The following is a 14,770-nucleotide window of genomic DNA, read 5'->3' on the forward strand; positions in this document are numbered from 1 at the left end:
TTGGCGCTAGGGCGTCGTGGAAACACGGTCGCGCCCGGTGCCCTTGGCGCCGTAAAGCGCTTGGTCGGCGCGATCGATAAAGCGCTCGAGTGTCTCGCCCGCACGATACTCGGCCAAGCCAATGCTCAGCGTTACCTCTCCTTGGCCGGTGCCGAAGTCGCAGGAGGCGACGCTATGGCGCAGGCGGTCGGCGAGCGCCACGCTCTGATCGAGTGTGGTGAGCGGCAGGACCACGACGAACTCCTCGCCGCCCAGGCGGGCGACCATGTCCTCGCAGCGAAAGCTTCGCTGGGTATGCTTTGCCAACCGGCGCAGCACCTGATCGCCCTGGAGGTGACCCCAACGGTCGTTGAACTGCTTGAAGTGGTCGATATCGAGCATCATGATGGCAAGCGGTGTTGCATGGCGTGCGCTTAGCGACGCCTGATGGGTCAAGTACATCATTAGCTTGCGCCGGTTGGGTAGCCCGGTGAGCGGGTCGGTGTCGCAGAGCTTACGCAGGCGCTGCTCTTCGGCCACCTGGTCGCTGATATCCACCATCATGCCGCGCCACAGGCAGCCTCCGTCGGTGAGCGTGGGCTTGGCGCTGATGGCGATCCAGTAGGGGCTTGCGTCCGGAAAGGTGAGGCGAAAGCGGGTCGCCAGAGGAATCTGCCAGCGCTCCGAGCGCTCAAGCGCCGCCATGATGCTGGGGTAGTGCTCGCCGGTGAGCTGCTCCAGTAACCCACCTGCATCAATGGCCAGTTGGCGGCGATCGAGCGTTGCCAGTGCCCGCCCGCCCCCTTCCAAGTAGGAGAAGTGCATGTGGCCGTCTTGGCGGCGATGAAATTGAAAAATGACGCCGGGAAGATCCAGCACCAGGTCGTTCGCAGATGTCGTCATGGCATCCTTGTCCGCTGACATGCGAAGGCTCCTGTAAAGTGAATGACGGGGCGAAAGGCGTAGAGCAGCGTAGCGCTAAAAGCCTAATGAATATGTAAGCCAAAGCTGACAAAATCGGCGCTCTTAATATTTATTAGGAATATTGATATTTGTTTTTTGAGCGTGTTATTTGCATCCTTCTTTCCATGTGAGACTCGTATGTCGACGTCAGCTGCAACGTTAGGTTCACCTCTTAAGAAGAACAAAGCCCAGGTTAGCTTAGTAGGCGCAGGGCCTGGAGACCCAGAGCTTTTGACGCGTAAAGCGCACCGCCTGCTTCAGGAAGCCGATGTCGTGCTGCACGATCGGTTGGTGGGCGAGGGTGTACTGGCACTGATACCTGTGCACGTCGAGCGCTTCTATGTGGGTAAACGGCGCGCGCAGCACAGCGTGCCGCAAGAGGAGATCAACGCAGCACTCATTAGCTGGGCGCATCAGGGAAAACGAGTAGTACGCCTTAAGGGTGGCGATCCGTTTCTGTTCGGTCGCGGCGGCGAGGAGATGGAGAGCCTCATTGCCGCAGGCGTGAGCGTCGACGTCGTGCCGGGGGTAACGGCGGCCTCAGGCTGCGCCGCTTACGCGGGTATTCCGCTTACTCACCGTGATTATGCCGACGGCGTGACGCTCTTGACCGGGCACCTCCCGGCTAGCGAGTATGACTGGCCTGCCTTGATTCGCGCGCGGCATACGCTCGTCTTCTATATGGGCGTCACCAACCTTGCTGTACTCACGGCGGCACTGCTCGAGCACGGCATGCGCGCCGATATGCCGCTTGCGATCATCGAGCACGGCACCTTGCCGACTCAGCGCACCCAGGTGGCGACATTGAGCAGTTGGCGCGCCGTCATCGATAGCGAATCGCTTGATTCGCCCGCTTTGGTGATCATCGGTGAAGTAACGGCGTGCGATCGAGTGGTCAGATTTCCCTGAGCTTGTATGCTGTAGAGAGCAACGCCTCGACGTTTGATGCTGCCTAGGTTCACGACTAACGTGATTGTTATCCTGGTTATTCTCGATAACCCAGACACGCCAATGCAAAGCAGGGAGAGAGACGCATGTCGGATACACCCAATACGGACAACCAGCACCCCGAAAACGAGCCGTCCCGCGACCATAAACCCCCTCTCGGGAACACATCGTCGCCCGGAACCAATCCGCCGCCCGATAACGACCAGCGGCTCTTCCACGATAACCGCGTCAAGGCGATCGCCGGGATTGCCGCCATCGCGGTCGTGTGGGCGGTAATGGCGCAGTCGAACGCCTCTACGCGCAAGGATCGCATCGAAGAGATGCAGGCGCAGATGGCGACGATGGAACAGGAAAACAGCCAACTCAGCCGCAGCGTGGCTGAGTATGAGCAGGCCGAGAGCGATCTCACTGCGCTGCGCGAAGAGATCACCCAGTTGGAGAGCCAACGCGACGAAGCGCGCGAAGAGCTCGAAAATGCCCAGGGCGAGACCACCACGGTACAGTCGCGCTTGGAGGAGCTGACCGGCGAGCAAAACGATCTCATGCAGCGTATCGAAGCGCTTGAAGAGCAGCGCGATAGTCTCGAGCAAGAGCTTAGCGGCATGCGCGAGGAGGGCGAGCGCCTCGAAGAGATGATCAATGATGCCGAAAGCCTTCGCCAGCAGGCCGAAGAGGCCGAGCAGGCGCGAGCGGACGCCGAAGAGCAGCGCCAAGCGGCCATTGATGAACTCGAGACTGTGCAGAACCGCTTGAGTGAGGTGGAGGAGGAGATCGAACAGTCCACCAGCCGCCTGGAAGAGCTACAGCAGCAGGTGAGCAGCGCCGAAGAGCAGATGCAAACGCTCGAAGAGGAGCGCGATACGCTGACCAGCGAGCGCGATGCGGCCGAGCAGGCCATCGCGGGGCTTGAAGAGCAGCGCAGCGAGCAGGAGCAGAGCCTGACCCAGGTGCAGGGTGAAGTCGATGACCTGATGGCCTCGCTCGACGCCGGGCGTGACGAGCTTTCGGGCCTGGAAGGCGCCATCGAGACTCGCGAAGAGCAGCTGCAAAACTTAGAGTCGCAGCTGCGCACCTGGCGCGACGAACTGGCGAATTTGGACGCGCACGTGAGCACCGACGAAGGCCAAGGTGGCCAGCAAGAGGGCCAATCCAACCAGAGCGGCCAATCTCAGGCGCGTCAGGGCCAGAGTAGCGAAGGCGGTCAGGAGCAAGAGGGAAGCCAAAGCGGTGGCAGCCAAGGCGCTCAGCAAGGTGGCCAAAATGGCCAGAGTGCCAGCAATCGTCAGCGCGAGGCCGCGACGGCAGAGTAATGCCTCTAGCGCATAATCGCTGACGGCAACACCGCGTGCGCCATCGGGCGGATATCGCTAACACGGTATCCGCCTTTTCTTGCCCCAAAGGATAGGCGCCATTTTAAGCGGGCATAAGCGTTTATCCACGGTGCTGGTTTATGGATGGCGCTAGCACGGGTATCATGCTCTACCCGCAGAGTGCATCTTCGATGGCGAGGAGACCAACGAATGGAAGGCGTGAAGCATATCGTGGCCGTGGCTTCCGGCAAGGGCGGCGTCGGCAAATCGACCGTTACCGTCAATTTGGCGCTGGCGTTGGCACGTGAAGGGTACCGCGTGGGCATTCTCGATGCCGACATTCATGGCCCGAGCCAAGCGCAGATGCTCGGCGTCGATGAGGGCGTACGCCCGAAGGCAGCTCCTGGCGACAACAAGTTTTTGCCCATCGAAGCGCACGGCATCCAGGCGATGTCCATGGCCTTTCTGGTCAATACCAAAGAGCCCATGGTATGGCGTGGGCCGATGGTAGCGGGTGCTTTCCAGCAGATGTTGAACCAGACCGTGTGGGACGACCTGGATTTTCTCCTCATCGACATGCCGCCGGGAACCGGCGACGTGCAGTTGACGCTGGCACAGAAGGTGCCCGCCTCGGGTGCTGTGATCGTTACCACGCCGCAGGACATCGCCCTGCTCGATGCGCGTAAGGGCATCGAGATGTTTCGCAAGGTGAAGGTGCCGGTAGTGGGCGTGGTCGAGAACATGAGCGTCTATCACTGCGAGCAGTGTGGCCATGAGGCGGCAATTTTTGGAACCGGCGGCGGCGAGCGTATTGCCGAGGAGTATGCCACGCGCGTGCTAGGGCGATTGCCGCTGGCGCTCTCCATTCGTGAGCTGGCCGATTCCGGCAAACCCAGCGTCGTCTCCGAGCCCGATAGCGCGGTCAGCCAGACCTTTGCCTCGATTGCCCGTCAGGTCGCCGAGGCGGTAAACGGCCAGTCGCACCAGGGGCCGACGATTTCCTTTAGTGAGTGAAACACAACCCATGAGCATCAAGTCAGACAAGTGGATTCGCCGGATGGCGGAAGGCGAGGCGATGATCGAGCCCTTCGAAGCCGGTCAGGTTCGCTACGTGAACGAGCAGCGCGTCATCTCCTACGGCACTTCGAGCTACGGTTACGACGTGCGCTGCGCCGACGAATTCAAGGTGTTCACCAATATTCATTCGGCCATCGTCGATCCTAAGGCGTTCGATGAAAAGAGCTTCGTCGACGTCAAAGGCGACGTCTGCATCATTCCGCCCAACTCCTTCGCCCTGGCGCGTACCGTTGAGTACTTCCGCATTCCGCGTAGCGTGCTGACCATTTGTCTAGGCAAGTCGACCTACGCGCGCTGCGGCATCATCGTCAACGTCACGCCGCTGGAGCCTGAGTGGGAAGGGCACGTGACCCTGGAGTTCTCCAACACCACCAACCTTCCGGCCAAGATCTACGCCAACGAAGGCGTGGCCCAGATGCTGTTCTTGGAGTCGAACGAGGTGTGCGAGACTTCCTACAAGGACCGCGGCGGTAAGTACATGGGTCAACGTGGCGTTACCCTGCCGCGCACCTAGTCATTGCGCGGTGTTCACGTTTGAAAGCAAAACGCCTTGTCGATGTCGGTCGGCAAGGCGTTTGCGTTTTAGGCGAGGTCGTCGTGTTCGTCAGCGTTCTCGTCGAGCTCTTCGGCGGCATCGGCGTGCGTCAACCGCATGCCGCTTGCTGGCAGTAGATGGCCATCCATGCGCGCGCCTTCGCCGCTGAACTGGAGGCGGCCTTCGAGGAACCAGCGCACGGCGATGGGCAGAATCAAATGCTCGCGCGCGTGCACCTTCTCCTTGAGCGTCTCGACGCTGTCCTCGGGGCTAACGTCGAGCTCCGCCTGGAGCACCACCGGGCCGCCGTCGAGCTCTTCGGTGACGAAGTGCACGCTGCAGCCGTGCAGCTTGCCTTGATCGGCCAGTACGCGGGCATGGGTGTCGAGGCCCTGGTAGGCCGGGAGCAGCGACGGGTGAATGTTGACCATGCGACCCAAAAAGCGCTGAACGAAGCGCTCGGAGAGAATGCGCATGAACCCGGCCAGCACGATCAGATCCGGCTCGTGACGCTCGATGACCTTGATCAAGGCGCCATCGAAGGCGTCGCGACTTTCGTATTCGCGGTGGGGCAGTACCACGGCATCGATCCCCGCCTCGCGCGCCCGGGTAAGACCGTAGGCGTCGGGCACGTTGGAAATCACCGCGACGATTTCGCCGCCCAGGCGATCGTGCTCCTGGGCGTCGATCAGCGCTTGAAGGTTGCTGCCGCTACCCGAAATCAGCACCACCACCCGGCGAGCGCCGAGCGGTTCGGGGGTGATGTCGTTGAGCGTATCGCTTTGGTAGTCGGTCCCGCTCATGCCTTGAGGTTCTCCAGAACGACGGCGTCACCTGCGCGCTTGGCGATATGGCCGATGCGGTGCACGCGCTCGCCCTGGGCTTCGAGGTGCGCCTGAGCCTGGTCGGCGGTTTCTGTGGGGACCACCACGACCATGCCGATGCCGCAGTTGAGCACGCGGTGCATCTCGGTTTCGTCGACGTTGCCTGCCTGTTTCAGCCAGTCGAACACGGCTGGGCGCTGCCAGCTATCGATATCGATGACGGCAGCGAGATCGTCGGGCAGCACGCGCGGAATGTTCTCCAAAAGACCGCCCCCGGTGATGTGCGACAGCGCATGCACGGGGAAGTCGGTGTCGCGTAGCAGCGACAGCAGCGATTTGACGTAGATGCGCGTCGGCGCCATCAGCGCCTGGGCCAGCGGCGTGCCGTCGATGTCGGTATCCAGTGCGGCATCGCTGACCTCGAGGATCTTGCGAATCAGCGAGTAGCCGTTGGAGTGGGGTCCAGAGGCGCTTAGGCCCAGCAGTACGTCGCCTTCGCCCACGCGCTTGCCGTCGAGAATCTCGTCTTTTTCCACCACGCCGACGCAGAACCCGGCGAGATCGTAGTCGCTGCCTTCGTACATGCCGGGCATCTCGGCGGTTTCACCGCCAACTAGCGCGCAGCCCGCCTGCTCACAGCCCGCACCGATACCGGTCACCACGCTCGCGGCGATATCGACATCGAGCTTGCCGGTAGCGTAGTAATCGAGAAACAGCAGCGGCTCGGCACCAGCAACGACCAGATCGTTGACGCACATGGCCACGAGGTCGATACCGATGGTGTCGTGCTGGCCCAGGTCCATCGCCAAGCGCAGCTTGGTGCCCACGCCGTCGGTGCCCGAGACCAGTACCGGTTGACGATAGCCGGCCGGCAGTTCGCATAGTGCGCCAAAGCCACCCAGGCCGCCCATTACCTCGGGGCGAGCGGTACGCTTGGCGACGTGCTTGATACGGTCGACCAGGGCGTTACCGGCGTCGATGTCGACACCGGCATCCTTGTAGCTGAGGGAGGGTTTAGCCGAAGAAGAGGAGGTCTCGGTCATGACAGATCCTGTGATGCCTTGAAGCGATGCTGGAAGTGCTGGCGCGCCAGTACCCGGAAAGTGGGCGGATTGTAACACCGCTCAGCGTGCATCGCACCGCCGTGTTGCCCAGGCATAGCCTGCAAGACCAAGGATCGGGCCTGGGGCCAAAAGCCAAGTCGCCGCCAGGCCCAGATGTTCGAGCAGGGCCGTTGACGGTAGAGGCCGCGTTATTTTTGGCACCTGGCCTTCTTGGCGTGCCTGCCCAGCAAATGAGTGGCAGGTAATGTATGACGAGTCGTATTTGATAAGCCGTATTTGGCAAGCAGTGTGCGGCAAGCAAAGCGGCGCTGTATCATCGGCGCTCAGTAAGTCGCCCCGTTTGGCGCGTTATCTGCTAGGTCCTAGGGTCGGGTCACGCGGTAATAGCGAGCTGTAGAAAGAGACGCAGTGAAGAGAAATGCACCGAAGAAAGACGCACTTAAGAAAGACGTACTCAAGAAAGACAGTAAGAGAGACGACATGAAGGTCAATACCAGAATATACAAAGCGGTCTACTCCTTGGCCGAAAAGCTGATGAAGGCGGCCGAGAAAGAGGATAGCGAAACCTTCGCTACCCTCTATCGCCAGTTGGAAGAGATCTGCCAGCAACATGAGGGGACGGAGAAGGACCACCCCGAGCAGTGGGAGACGCTTGCGGACTTCACTGAAGAGTACCCTCGCGCACTGGCGATGTATCAAAAGGCGCTGACCAAAGCCTCTGCGATCAAGGCGCATGATCATATGGCGTCCATCGGACTTTCCATGGCAACGCTCTATGTAGAGCTTGATCGCCCTAGCGATGCCACCGAGAGCCTACGTCAGGCAGCGCTCAGCGCTGAAAATGTCGATGACCCTGATCTCAAAGCCGAGATCGCCGCACTCAACGAAAAGATAGAGGCAGGCTTAGATGCTAAGTAACAACGATGTGCTACGCCGAATCCGCTATATCTTCGATTTGAAAGATACCCTGGTGGTAAAGATATTCGCCTTGGCCGAAAGCGAGGTTAGCTTGGCTCAGGTAGCGGGGTGGCTCAAAAAAGACGAGGACGAAGAGGTCGTCAAGCTCAAGGATCGCGAGCTTGCTGCCTTTCTCAATGGCTTCATCAGCTTCAAACGCGGCAAGCGCGACGGCCCTCAGCCCGTGCCGGAGAAGAGCCTGAACAACAATCTGATCTTGCAGAAGCTCAAGATCGCGCTGAATTTGAAGACCGAAGAGCTTCTGGCCGTATTCGAGGCCGCCGACTTCACGTTGAGCCAGCACGAACTCAGCGCTTTCTTCCGTAAGCCCGAGCACAAGAACTATCGCGAGTGCAAAGATCAGGTGCTGCGTAACTTCCTGATGGGGCTACAGCGCCAGCATAGGCCAACGCCCTAGGGGGCCGAAGAAGCGCAGGCGATGGTCGAGTGCTTCGGCGGTGGGCTGGGTGGTCTGATGGGCCAAAGATTACTGCGCCATTCGTCGCGGTGTTTGTTACTATCGAACACTACTCGCCGCTGGTGTTGGCGCGCGAGATGGACGCGAAGGGATGGGCTCTTGGGTCGTTACACCTAGGGGAAGCTTAGGAGAGCATGAATGCGGCAGGCATGGTGGTGGTTGGGGCTATTTGTTCTGATATGCGTGTTGATCTATCTGTTGGATTCAATGCTCATGCCGTTCGTTGCGGGCACCATTTTGGCCTATCTGGTGAATCCGCTGGCCAACCGCTTTCAGCAGTGGGGGCTCAATCGCCCGCTCGCCGTTTGCGCTGTCTTTTTGGTGCTGATTCTCGGCATTGCCGCTGCCTTTCTCATGCTGCTACCGCCAGTGATCGGCCAGGCCAAGCAGCTTGGCGCCTTGATCCCCAGCGTTTTCGATTGGTTCGAGAACGTGCTGGCCCCTCAGGTACAGAGCTGGACTGGCTATGACCCTGCAAGCGAGCTCGACAACATTCAAGCCGTACTGCTCGAAAACTGGCGCGACGCAGGCGGCTACGCGGCTCAGGCGCTGGGTCAGATCGGCCGTTCCGGTATGGCCTTCGTTACCTGGATCACCTATGTGGGCCTGATCCCGGTGATCATCTTCTACCTGTTGCTCGACTGGAACCGCTTGGTGATCAACCTTTCGAGCCTGGTGCCGCGTCACTGGCGCGATGACGTTTTTCGCATCACCCAGCGCTGCGACGAGGTGTTGGCCTCGTTCATTCGCGGCCAGCTTTTGGTGATGGTCGCGCTCGGTGCCATCTACGCCCTGGGGCTGACGCTGATGGGGCTCAACTTTGGCCTACTGATCGGCTTCATCGCCGGGCTTGCCAGTATCGTGCCGTTCTTGGGCTTTATCGTCGGCATCTGCGTGGCGCTGGTGGTGGCGCTGTTTCAGTACGGTAGTTGGCTTGCCATCCTCGGCGTGGTGGTGGTCTTCGCCATTGGCCAAACGGTGGAGAGCGTCGTGCTCCAGCCCAAGCTGTTGGGTGACAAGATTGGCCTGCACCCGGTAGCGGTGATTTTTGCCGTGCTTGCCGGTGGACAGCTCTTTGGTTTCGTAGGCGTGCTCTTGGCGCTGCCTGCCGCTGCCGTGCTCATGGTACTCTTGCGGGAGTTGAACGAGCGCTACAAGCATAGCGCCCTGTTCGATGCCGATTACGCGGCGCCGCAAGAGCGCCCTCTGGACACATCGGTGCCGGCCGCGCCTCACGCCAACGCAGTTCAAGACGCTGCCCGCAACGACCAGGTTCGTCACCAAAGAAGAGAGTCGCCATGAGCCAAGTGCCGGCACAGCTACCGTTGGGGGTCGGGTTGCGCGATGACGCGACCTTCGATAGCTACTATGCCAGCGCGGCCAACGCGCCTCTCGTCGAATCCTTGATGCACCAGGGCGAGCCTGATGGCGAGCCGTTTCTCTTCGTTTGGGGCGGGGCGGGCACGGGTAAGAGCCATCTGCTCCAGGCGGCCTGCCACGCCGCCTCCGACGCTGACCGTCGCTCGCTCTATCTTCCCCTGGCCGATCTTGGCCACTTTCCACCGCTGATGCTCGAAGACATCGAGCGCCTCGATCTCGTCGCCATCGACGATCTCGACCAGGTGCTAGGCCGCAAGCGCTGGGAGGAGGGGCTCTTTCACGCCTTCAACCGCCTGCGCGATGCGGGCAAGCGCTTGGTGATTTCGGCCCGCGCCGCGCCGCGTCAGCTTCCGGTCGCGCTGCCCGATCTTTCCTCGCGTCTCTCCTGGGGCGTCACCTTTCATCTTCATCCGCTGGACGATGCCGATCGGCTCGGCGCGCTCAAAAGACGTGCGGCGATACGCGGGATGCAGCTGCCCGACGATGTTGGCCGCTATATTCTCCATCGCGGCCCGCGCGAGCTGAGTGATTTGTGTCGCGCGCTGGAAACGCTCGATAAAGCCTCGCTATCGGCCCAGCGCAAGCTGACCATTCCTTTCGTCAAGACGGCGCTGAACTGGTAGTTTATCGAGCGGTTATAAAACGCCTCGTTGGGCTTCTCGTCGCCACTGTCTACACTTTGCAGAGCCATGATCGCATTGCGCGAAGGCAGCGCCGATATCCATGCGGTATCGGCATCGTCGTGCTTGGGTTTTTAGCGCCCAAGCGGTAGGCTATGTCGTTGCGAATGAGAACTTTTAATGATCATTGGCAGTGCGTTAGCGGCGCTACAAAGGCGCCCCGTTATGGCGACCCAAGAGGAGTGAGTGAATGAACACACGTACCGAACGCGACAGCATGGGAGAGCTCAGCGTTCCTGCCGATGCGCTCTACGGCGCCCAGACCCAGCGTGCCGTGAACAACTTTCCGGTTTCGCATACCCCGCTGCCGAGCGCCTTCGTGCATGCTGTTGCACGGATCAAGCTCGCCGCCGCCGAGACCAACCGCGAACTAGGCTTGCTCGATGAGGCGCGAGCGAATGCCATCGTGCGCGCCGCCCAGGCGGTAATCGAAGGTGAACATGACGACCAGTTCCCCGTCGACGTGTTCCAAACGGGATCGGGCACCTCGACCAACATGAACGTCAACGAAGTGTTGGCGACGCTCGCCAGCCGTGACGGCGAAAGTGTAGGCCCCAACGATCACGTCAACATGGGGCAGTCGAGCAACGACGTGATTCCTACGGCCATTCACGTGTCGGCGGCGGTGGCCGTGCACGAGCGCCTGCGCCCGGCGCTGGTACACCTGCGCGACACCATCGACAAGCGTGCCGCTGAACTTTCTCATGTGGTCAAGACCGGGCGTACGCACCTGATGGATGCCATGCCGCTGCGCATGGACCAAGAGCTTGGCGGCTGGTCGAGCCAAGTGGGGCAGGCAATCGAGCGCCTCGACAGCGCCATGCAGCGCCTGTGCCGATTGGCCTTGGGCGGTACGGCGGTCGGTACTGGTATCAACGCGCCGGAGGGCTTTGCCGAGAAGGTAGCCAAGGCGCTTGGCAAGCAGACGGGGCTCGATTTCGCACCCAACGACAGCTTCTTCGCTTCGCTCTCCTCACAGGATGCCGCGGTCGAACTCTCTGGTCAGCTCAAGGGGCTTGCGTGTGTGATCATGAAGATCGCCAACGACCTACGCTGGATGAACTCAGGCCCGCTGGCGGGGCTAGGGGAGATCGAACTCGAAGCGCTGCAGCCGGGTAGCTCGATCATGCCGGGTAAGGTCAACCCGGTGATTCCCGAATCCGCTGCCCAGGCGGCGGCCCAGGTCATTGGTCTGGATGCGGCGATCACGGTGGCAGGCCAGAGCGGCAACTTCCAGCTCAACGTCATGCTGCCGCTCGTGGCCAACAACCTCTTGACCGCGATCACGCTGATGACCAACACCTCGCGTCTGCTGGCCGACCGTGCCATTGCTACCTTCAAGGTGCGCGAAGCGCATCTGCAGGAGCCGCTGGCGCGCAACCCCATCCTGGTCACCGCGCTCAATAGCGTGATTGGCTACAACGCTGCCGCAGCCGTGGCCAAGAAGGCCTACCAGGCGGGCCGCCCGATCATCGAGGTGGCCGAAGAGGAGACCGACCTGGACCGCGCGACGCTTGAACGCCTACTCGATCCTGCCGTGTTGACTCAGGGCGGTATTCCCGAGTAATAGGTGAGGAGTAGAGGCGAGGGCAGGAGATGGCTCTTGGGCTAGGTCTCCTGCTCTTCGCGCTTGCCTTCGGCGATGGTTTCGCTGGCCTCACGCTGCTCTTCGGCGGTCGCGCTAGGTGTTTCGACCGCGTTCTGCTCGGCGGGGCAGTACTGCAGCCGAGCAAGAATCGGGAAGTGGTCGGAGCCGAACGCTTCCAAGCGGCGCATATCGCCCAGGGTAAAATGCTCGCTGACGAAGATGTGGTCCAGCGGCCAGCGTGCTAGGTGATATTCGGCGTGAAAGGTACTGAACATCCCGCGACCGCGACGCGGGTCGAGCATGCCGCTGGTACGTGCGAAAAGGCGCGTAGTCCTCGACCAAGCGACATCGTTGAGGTCACCCGCCACTAGCGTCGGCCCCCCTTTTTCATCGATCTCCTTGGCCACCAGCAGTAGCTCGGCGTCGCGCCAGAGCGATTTCTCGCTCTCGCCGGGGGCTGGCGGGCGCGGGTGGAGGGCGTAAAAGGTAATCCACTCTTCGCTGGGCAACTGTACGCGCGCGTGAACCGACGGAATGTCGTCTTGAATTAGCCACTTCACTTCGCAATCGGCAAGCGGATAGCGCGAATAGAGGTGCATGCCGTAGAGGTTGTCCAGCGGCACCTTGGCGCTATGGGGCCACTTCTCGTCCAGCACTTCGTCTAGCTCTTTTTCCCACCATGCATCGGATTCGAGCGTGAGCACGATATCCGGGTCTTCGCGCTCGATCATGCACTTGAGACCGTCGGCTTGGCGATTATCCATCAGCACGTTGGCAACCAGCAGGGTGAGCTCGCGCTCGGCGACGCGCTCCTGGCTATCGCGAACCTGGCGTTTGCCTAGCCGCGTCCAGGGAAGAATGTAGCGGCTTTGGAGCGCAAGCGTCGCAAGGCTCAGCACGATGCTGGCGGTACGCCAGTGACCTGGCGGTGAGAGCAGGAGTGCGAGCACGCCGAACAGTAGTGCAACGGACGCAATTTGTAAGCGGGGGAATTCGAGGCAGCGAATCCACCACCATTTCGACGGCAGACGTGCCATCAAGGTGCCGAGCAGAAGCAGGGCAGAGATGCCGCAGAGAAGGGGAGCGAGCACGCGATTCTCCTTTTATGAACGCGCAGTCAAAGGATGCTTGGCGCGCGGGCCAAGCTTTGGAAGAGTAGCGCGGCCGGTGGCGCCGTGTCGATGCAAAGCGCTATGGGTAGGCGTCGAGAAAAAGCTTGCAATTCAGGATGAAAGCCGTAGAATACGCATCCGTTGCCAAGCAGCAGGACCATAGCTCAGTTGGTTAGAGCGCCACGTTGACATCGTGGAGGTCGGCGGTTCAAATCCGCCTGGTCCTACCAGGCTCGCTTTCAAAAGCTAGAGCGCTGATATGGCACGACGATTTGCAGGACCATAGCTCAGTTGGTTAGAGCGCCACGTTGACATCGTGGAGGTCGGCGGTTCAAATCCGCCTGGTCCTACCAATGAAACCCCATGCTTCGGCATGGGGTTTTTTCGTTGTGTCGGGGTGGTCAGGCGCCTTGCCAGAAGGCGGGGAGGTCGGTTTGGCGCTGGAAAATGGCGACCAGTGCTTCGATACCGGCTTGGTCGGCCTCGCTAAAGCGTTCGGCGCGCGGGCTGTCCAGGTCGAGCACGCCCCAAATGTTTCCCTCGATCAGCAGGGGAATCACCAGCTCCGAGCGCGAGGCGGAGTCGCAGGCGATGTGGTCGGCTACGGCGTGCACGTCGGCGATGCGCTGAGTCGTTTGGCTGCGCGCGGCAGCACCGCAAACGCCCTTGCTAAAAAGTATCGGGTTGCAGGCCGGTTTGCCCTGGAAGGGACCGAGCGTCAGCACGTCTTTGCTGCGCTGAAGATAGAACCCCGCCCAGTTGAGCTCGGGCACGTACTGATGAATGAATGCGCACATTTGTGCGCTATTGGTCAGCCAGTCGCGGGTGTCGAGCAGTGCTTCGAGCTGGCGGCCCAGCAAGGCGTAGTCGACAGCGTTGTCATCGATAGAAGCGGTCATTGAGCGTCTCAAAATGGATCAGGCCGACATGTGTCGGCCTGATGAGTAGAAGCAAATAGTGTCAGCCAAATAGGGTAAATTATTCGGCGTCTTCGGCGTCGACCCAGCCGGGTACGGCGCCGCCCTGGAAGAGCTCTTCGGCTTTTTCGATCACTTCGTCACGCTGATAGGCATCGACGAACTGCTGGATCTCTTCGCGCTCCTCGTCGCCACCGCGCACGGCGATGATGTTGACGTAGGGCGACTCGGGGCCTTCCTTGATCAGCGCGTCGTCAAGGCTCAGGCCAGCAGGCTGGGCGAAGGTGTTGTTGATGAAGGCCATGTCGACGTCGGGCAGCACGCGCGGCAGCTGGGCGGCTTCGATCTCGCGGAAGCGGAAGTTGCGCGGGTTTTCGGCGATGTCGATCGGCGTCGCTTCCAGGTTGGTCGGATCGTTCAGCGTGATCAGACCCTGGTTATGCATCAAAATCAGCGAGCGCCCTTCGTTGGTCGGATCGTTGGGCAGGGCGATCTCGGCGCGCTCGGGCAGATCGTCGACGCTATCGAAGCGCTCGGAGTAAGCGCCGATGGGGTAAACGAAGGTGTGGGCGACGGCGACCAGATCATAGCCGCGGTCGTTGACCATCACATCCAGATACGGCTGGTGCTGGAAGGCGTTGGCATCCAGGCTGCCATCTTCGAGTGCGGCGTTGGGCGTCACATAGTCGGTGAACTCGATGATCTCGATATCGAGGTCATACTCTTCTTTGGCGATGCGTTTGGCCACTTCCATCACATCGGACTCGGGGCCCGCAACGGTGCCGACCTTGATCGAACGGGTTTCTGCATTGGCGACGTTGATGGCTAGCGCCAGCGCTGTCAGGCTACCGATAATCAGCTTTTGCATCGTGTTCTCCCGGTTAGGATGCGTTTTCCGCATCGATTTTGAGGCAATAAAAAACAGAAGTCTAATGCCTTTTGGTTATACTTAACGCTG

The 14,770-nt window shown here is 60.6% G+C and carries 15 protein-coding genes and 2 tRNA genes; 11 read left to right on the forward strand and 6 right to left on the reverse strand.

The genetic code is table 11. The features are described from left to right. Window positions 1-6: 6 nt before the first annotated feature. Entirely contained in the window at window positions 7-903 is an 897-nt protein-coding gene (locus LLY24_RS12645; protein ID WP_259036659.1) for a GGDEF domain-containing protein, read from the reverse strand. 177 nt (window positions 904-1,080) lie between these two features. On the opposite strand from LLY24_RS12645, the gene cobA reads away from it, so the two are divergent. From cobA to dcd, 4 genes are all read left to right on the forward strand, one after another. Continuing rightward, window positions 1,081-1,851, forward strand: a complete 771-nt coding sequence (gene cobA / locus LLY24_RS12650; protein WP_259036660.1) for a uroporphyrinogen-III C-methyltransferase — start codon at window positions 1,081-1,083, stop codon at window positions 1,849-1,851. A 125-nt stretch (window positions 1,852-1,976) separates the two neighbouring features. Beyond that, window positions 1,977-3,200, forward strand: a complete 1,224-nt coding sequence (locus LLY24_RS12655; protein ID WP_259036661.1) for a coiled-coil domain-containing protein — start codon at window positions 1,977-1,979, stop codon at window positions 3,198-3,200. A 210-nt stretch (window positions 3,201-3,410) separates the two neighbouring features. Beyond that, on the forward strand, window positions 3,411-4,214 hold the full coding sequence (gene apbC / locus LLY24_RS12660; protein WP_259036662.1) for an iron-sulfur cluster carrier protein ApbC: 804 nt from the start codon (window positions 3,411-3,413) through the stop codon (window positions 4,212-4,214). 10 nt (window positions 4,215-4,224) lie between these two features. Then, window positions 4,225-4,791, forward strand: coding sequence for a dCTP deaminase (gene dcd / locus LLY24_RS12665; RefSeq protein WP_259036663.1), 567 nt, complete (start codon window positions 4,225-4,227; stop codon window positions 4,789-4,791). Window positions 4,792-4,859: 68 nt separating this feature from the next. Here the strand turns inward: dcd and purN are convergent, their stop codons facing one another. Both purN and purM read right to left on the reverse strand, forming a co-directional pair. Then, entirely contained in the window at window positions 4,860-5,615 is a 756-nt protein-coding gene (purN, locus tag LLY24_RS12670) for a phosphoribosylglycinamide formyltransferase (RefSeq protein WP_259036664.1), read from the reverse strand. Beyond that, window positions 5,612-6,679, reverse strand: a complete 1,068-nt coding sequence (gene purM, locus LLY24_RS12675; protein WP_259036665.1) for a phosphoribosylformylglycinamidine cyclo-ligase — start codon at window positions 6,677-6,679, stop codon at window positions 5,612-5,614. Before purM ends, purN begins: the two co-directional genes overlap by 4 nt. Window positions 6,680-7,180: 501 nt before the next feature. Between purM and LLY24_RS12680 the strand changes: the two genes are divergently transcribed. From LLY24_RS12680 to LLY24_RS12700, 5 genes are all read left to right on the forward strand, one after another. Continuing rightward, window positions 7,181-7,618, forward strand: a complete 438-nt coding sequence (locus LLY24_RS12680) for a tetratricopeptide repeat protein (RefSeq protein WP_259036666.1) — start codon at window positions 7,181-7,183, stop codon at window positions 7,616-7,618. Then, window positions 7,608-8,075 carry a YehS family protein gene (locus LLY24_RS12685; RefSeq protein ID WP_259036667.1) on the forward strand — a complete coding sequence of 156 codons (468 nt, stop codon included), beginning with the start codon at window positions 7,608-7,610 and terminating at the stop codon, window positions 8,073-8,075. Before LLY24_RS12680 ends, LLY24_RS12685 begins: the two co-directional genes overlap by 11 nt. A gap of 198 nt (window positions 8,076-8,273) precedes the next feature. Then, window positions 8,274-9,437 (forward strand): AI-2E family transporter, encoded by a 1,164-nt coding sequence (locus tag LLY24_RS12690; protein ID WP_259036668.1) that lies wholly within the window; start codon window positions 8,274-8,276, stop codon window positions 9,435-9,437. After that, window positions 9,434-10,138, forward strand: coding sequence for a DnaA regulatory inactivator Hda (gene hda / locus LLY24_RS12695; RefSeq protein WP_259036669.1), 705 nt, complete (start codon window positions 9,434-9,436; stop codon window positions 10,136-10,138). Before LLY24_RS12690 ends, hda begins: the two co-directional genes overlap by 4 nt. 247 nt (window positions 10,139-10,385) lie before the next feature. Then, window positions 10,386-11,762 (forward strand): class II fumarate hydratase, encoded by a 1,377-nt coding sequence (locus LLY24_RS12700; RefSeq protein ID WP_259036670.1) that lies wholly within the window; start codon window positions 10,386-10,388, stop codon window positions 11,760-11,762. A gap of 41 nt (window positions 11,763-11,803) precedes the next feature. Here LLY24_RS12700 and LLY24_RS12705 read toward each other — a convergent pair whose 3' ends face one another. Further along, window positions 11,804-12,874 carry an endonuclease/exonuclease/phosphatase family protein gene (locus LLY24_RS12705; protein WP_259036671.1) on the reverse strand — a complete coding sequence of 357 codons (1,071 nt, stop codon included), beginning with the start codon at window positions 12,872-12,874 and terminating at the stop codon, window positions 11,804-11,806. Between the two features lie 174 nt (window positions 12,875-13,048). On the opposite strand from LLY24_RS12705, the gene LLY24_RS12710 reads away from it, so the two are divergent. Next, window positions 13,049-13,125, forward strand: a tRNA-Val gene (locus LLY24_RS12710). Window positions 13,126-13,171: 46 nt separating this feature from the next. Next, a tRNA-Val gene (locus LLY24_RS12715) sits at window positions 13,172-13,248 on the forward strand. A gap of 48 nt (window positions 13,249-13,296) precedes the next feature. On the opposite strand, the gene LLY24_RS12720 is transcribed toward LLY24_RS12715, so the two are convergent. After that, window positions 13,297-13,794, reverse strand: a complete 498-nt coding sequence (locus LLY24_RS12720) for a GAF domain-containing protein (protein ID WP_259036672.1) — start codon at window positions 13,792-13,794, stop codon at window positions 13,297-13,299. 79 nt (window positions 13,795-13,873) lie between these two features. Continuing rightward, on the reverse strand, window positions 13,874-14,680 hold the full coding sequence (locus LLY24_RS12725) for a MetQ/NlpA family ABC transporter substrate-binding protein (protein WP_259036673.1): 807 nt from the start codon (window positions 14,678-14,680) through the stop codon (window positions 13,874-13,876). Window positions 14,681-14,770: the final 90 nt, after the last annotated feature.

It is taken from the genome of Halomonas dongshanensis, assembly GCF_024790395.1.
Taxonomy (GTDB): Bacteria; Pseudomonadota; Gammaproteobacteria; order Pseudomonadales; family Halomonadaceae; genus Vreelandella; species Vreelandella dongshanensis.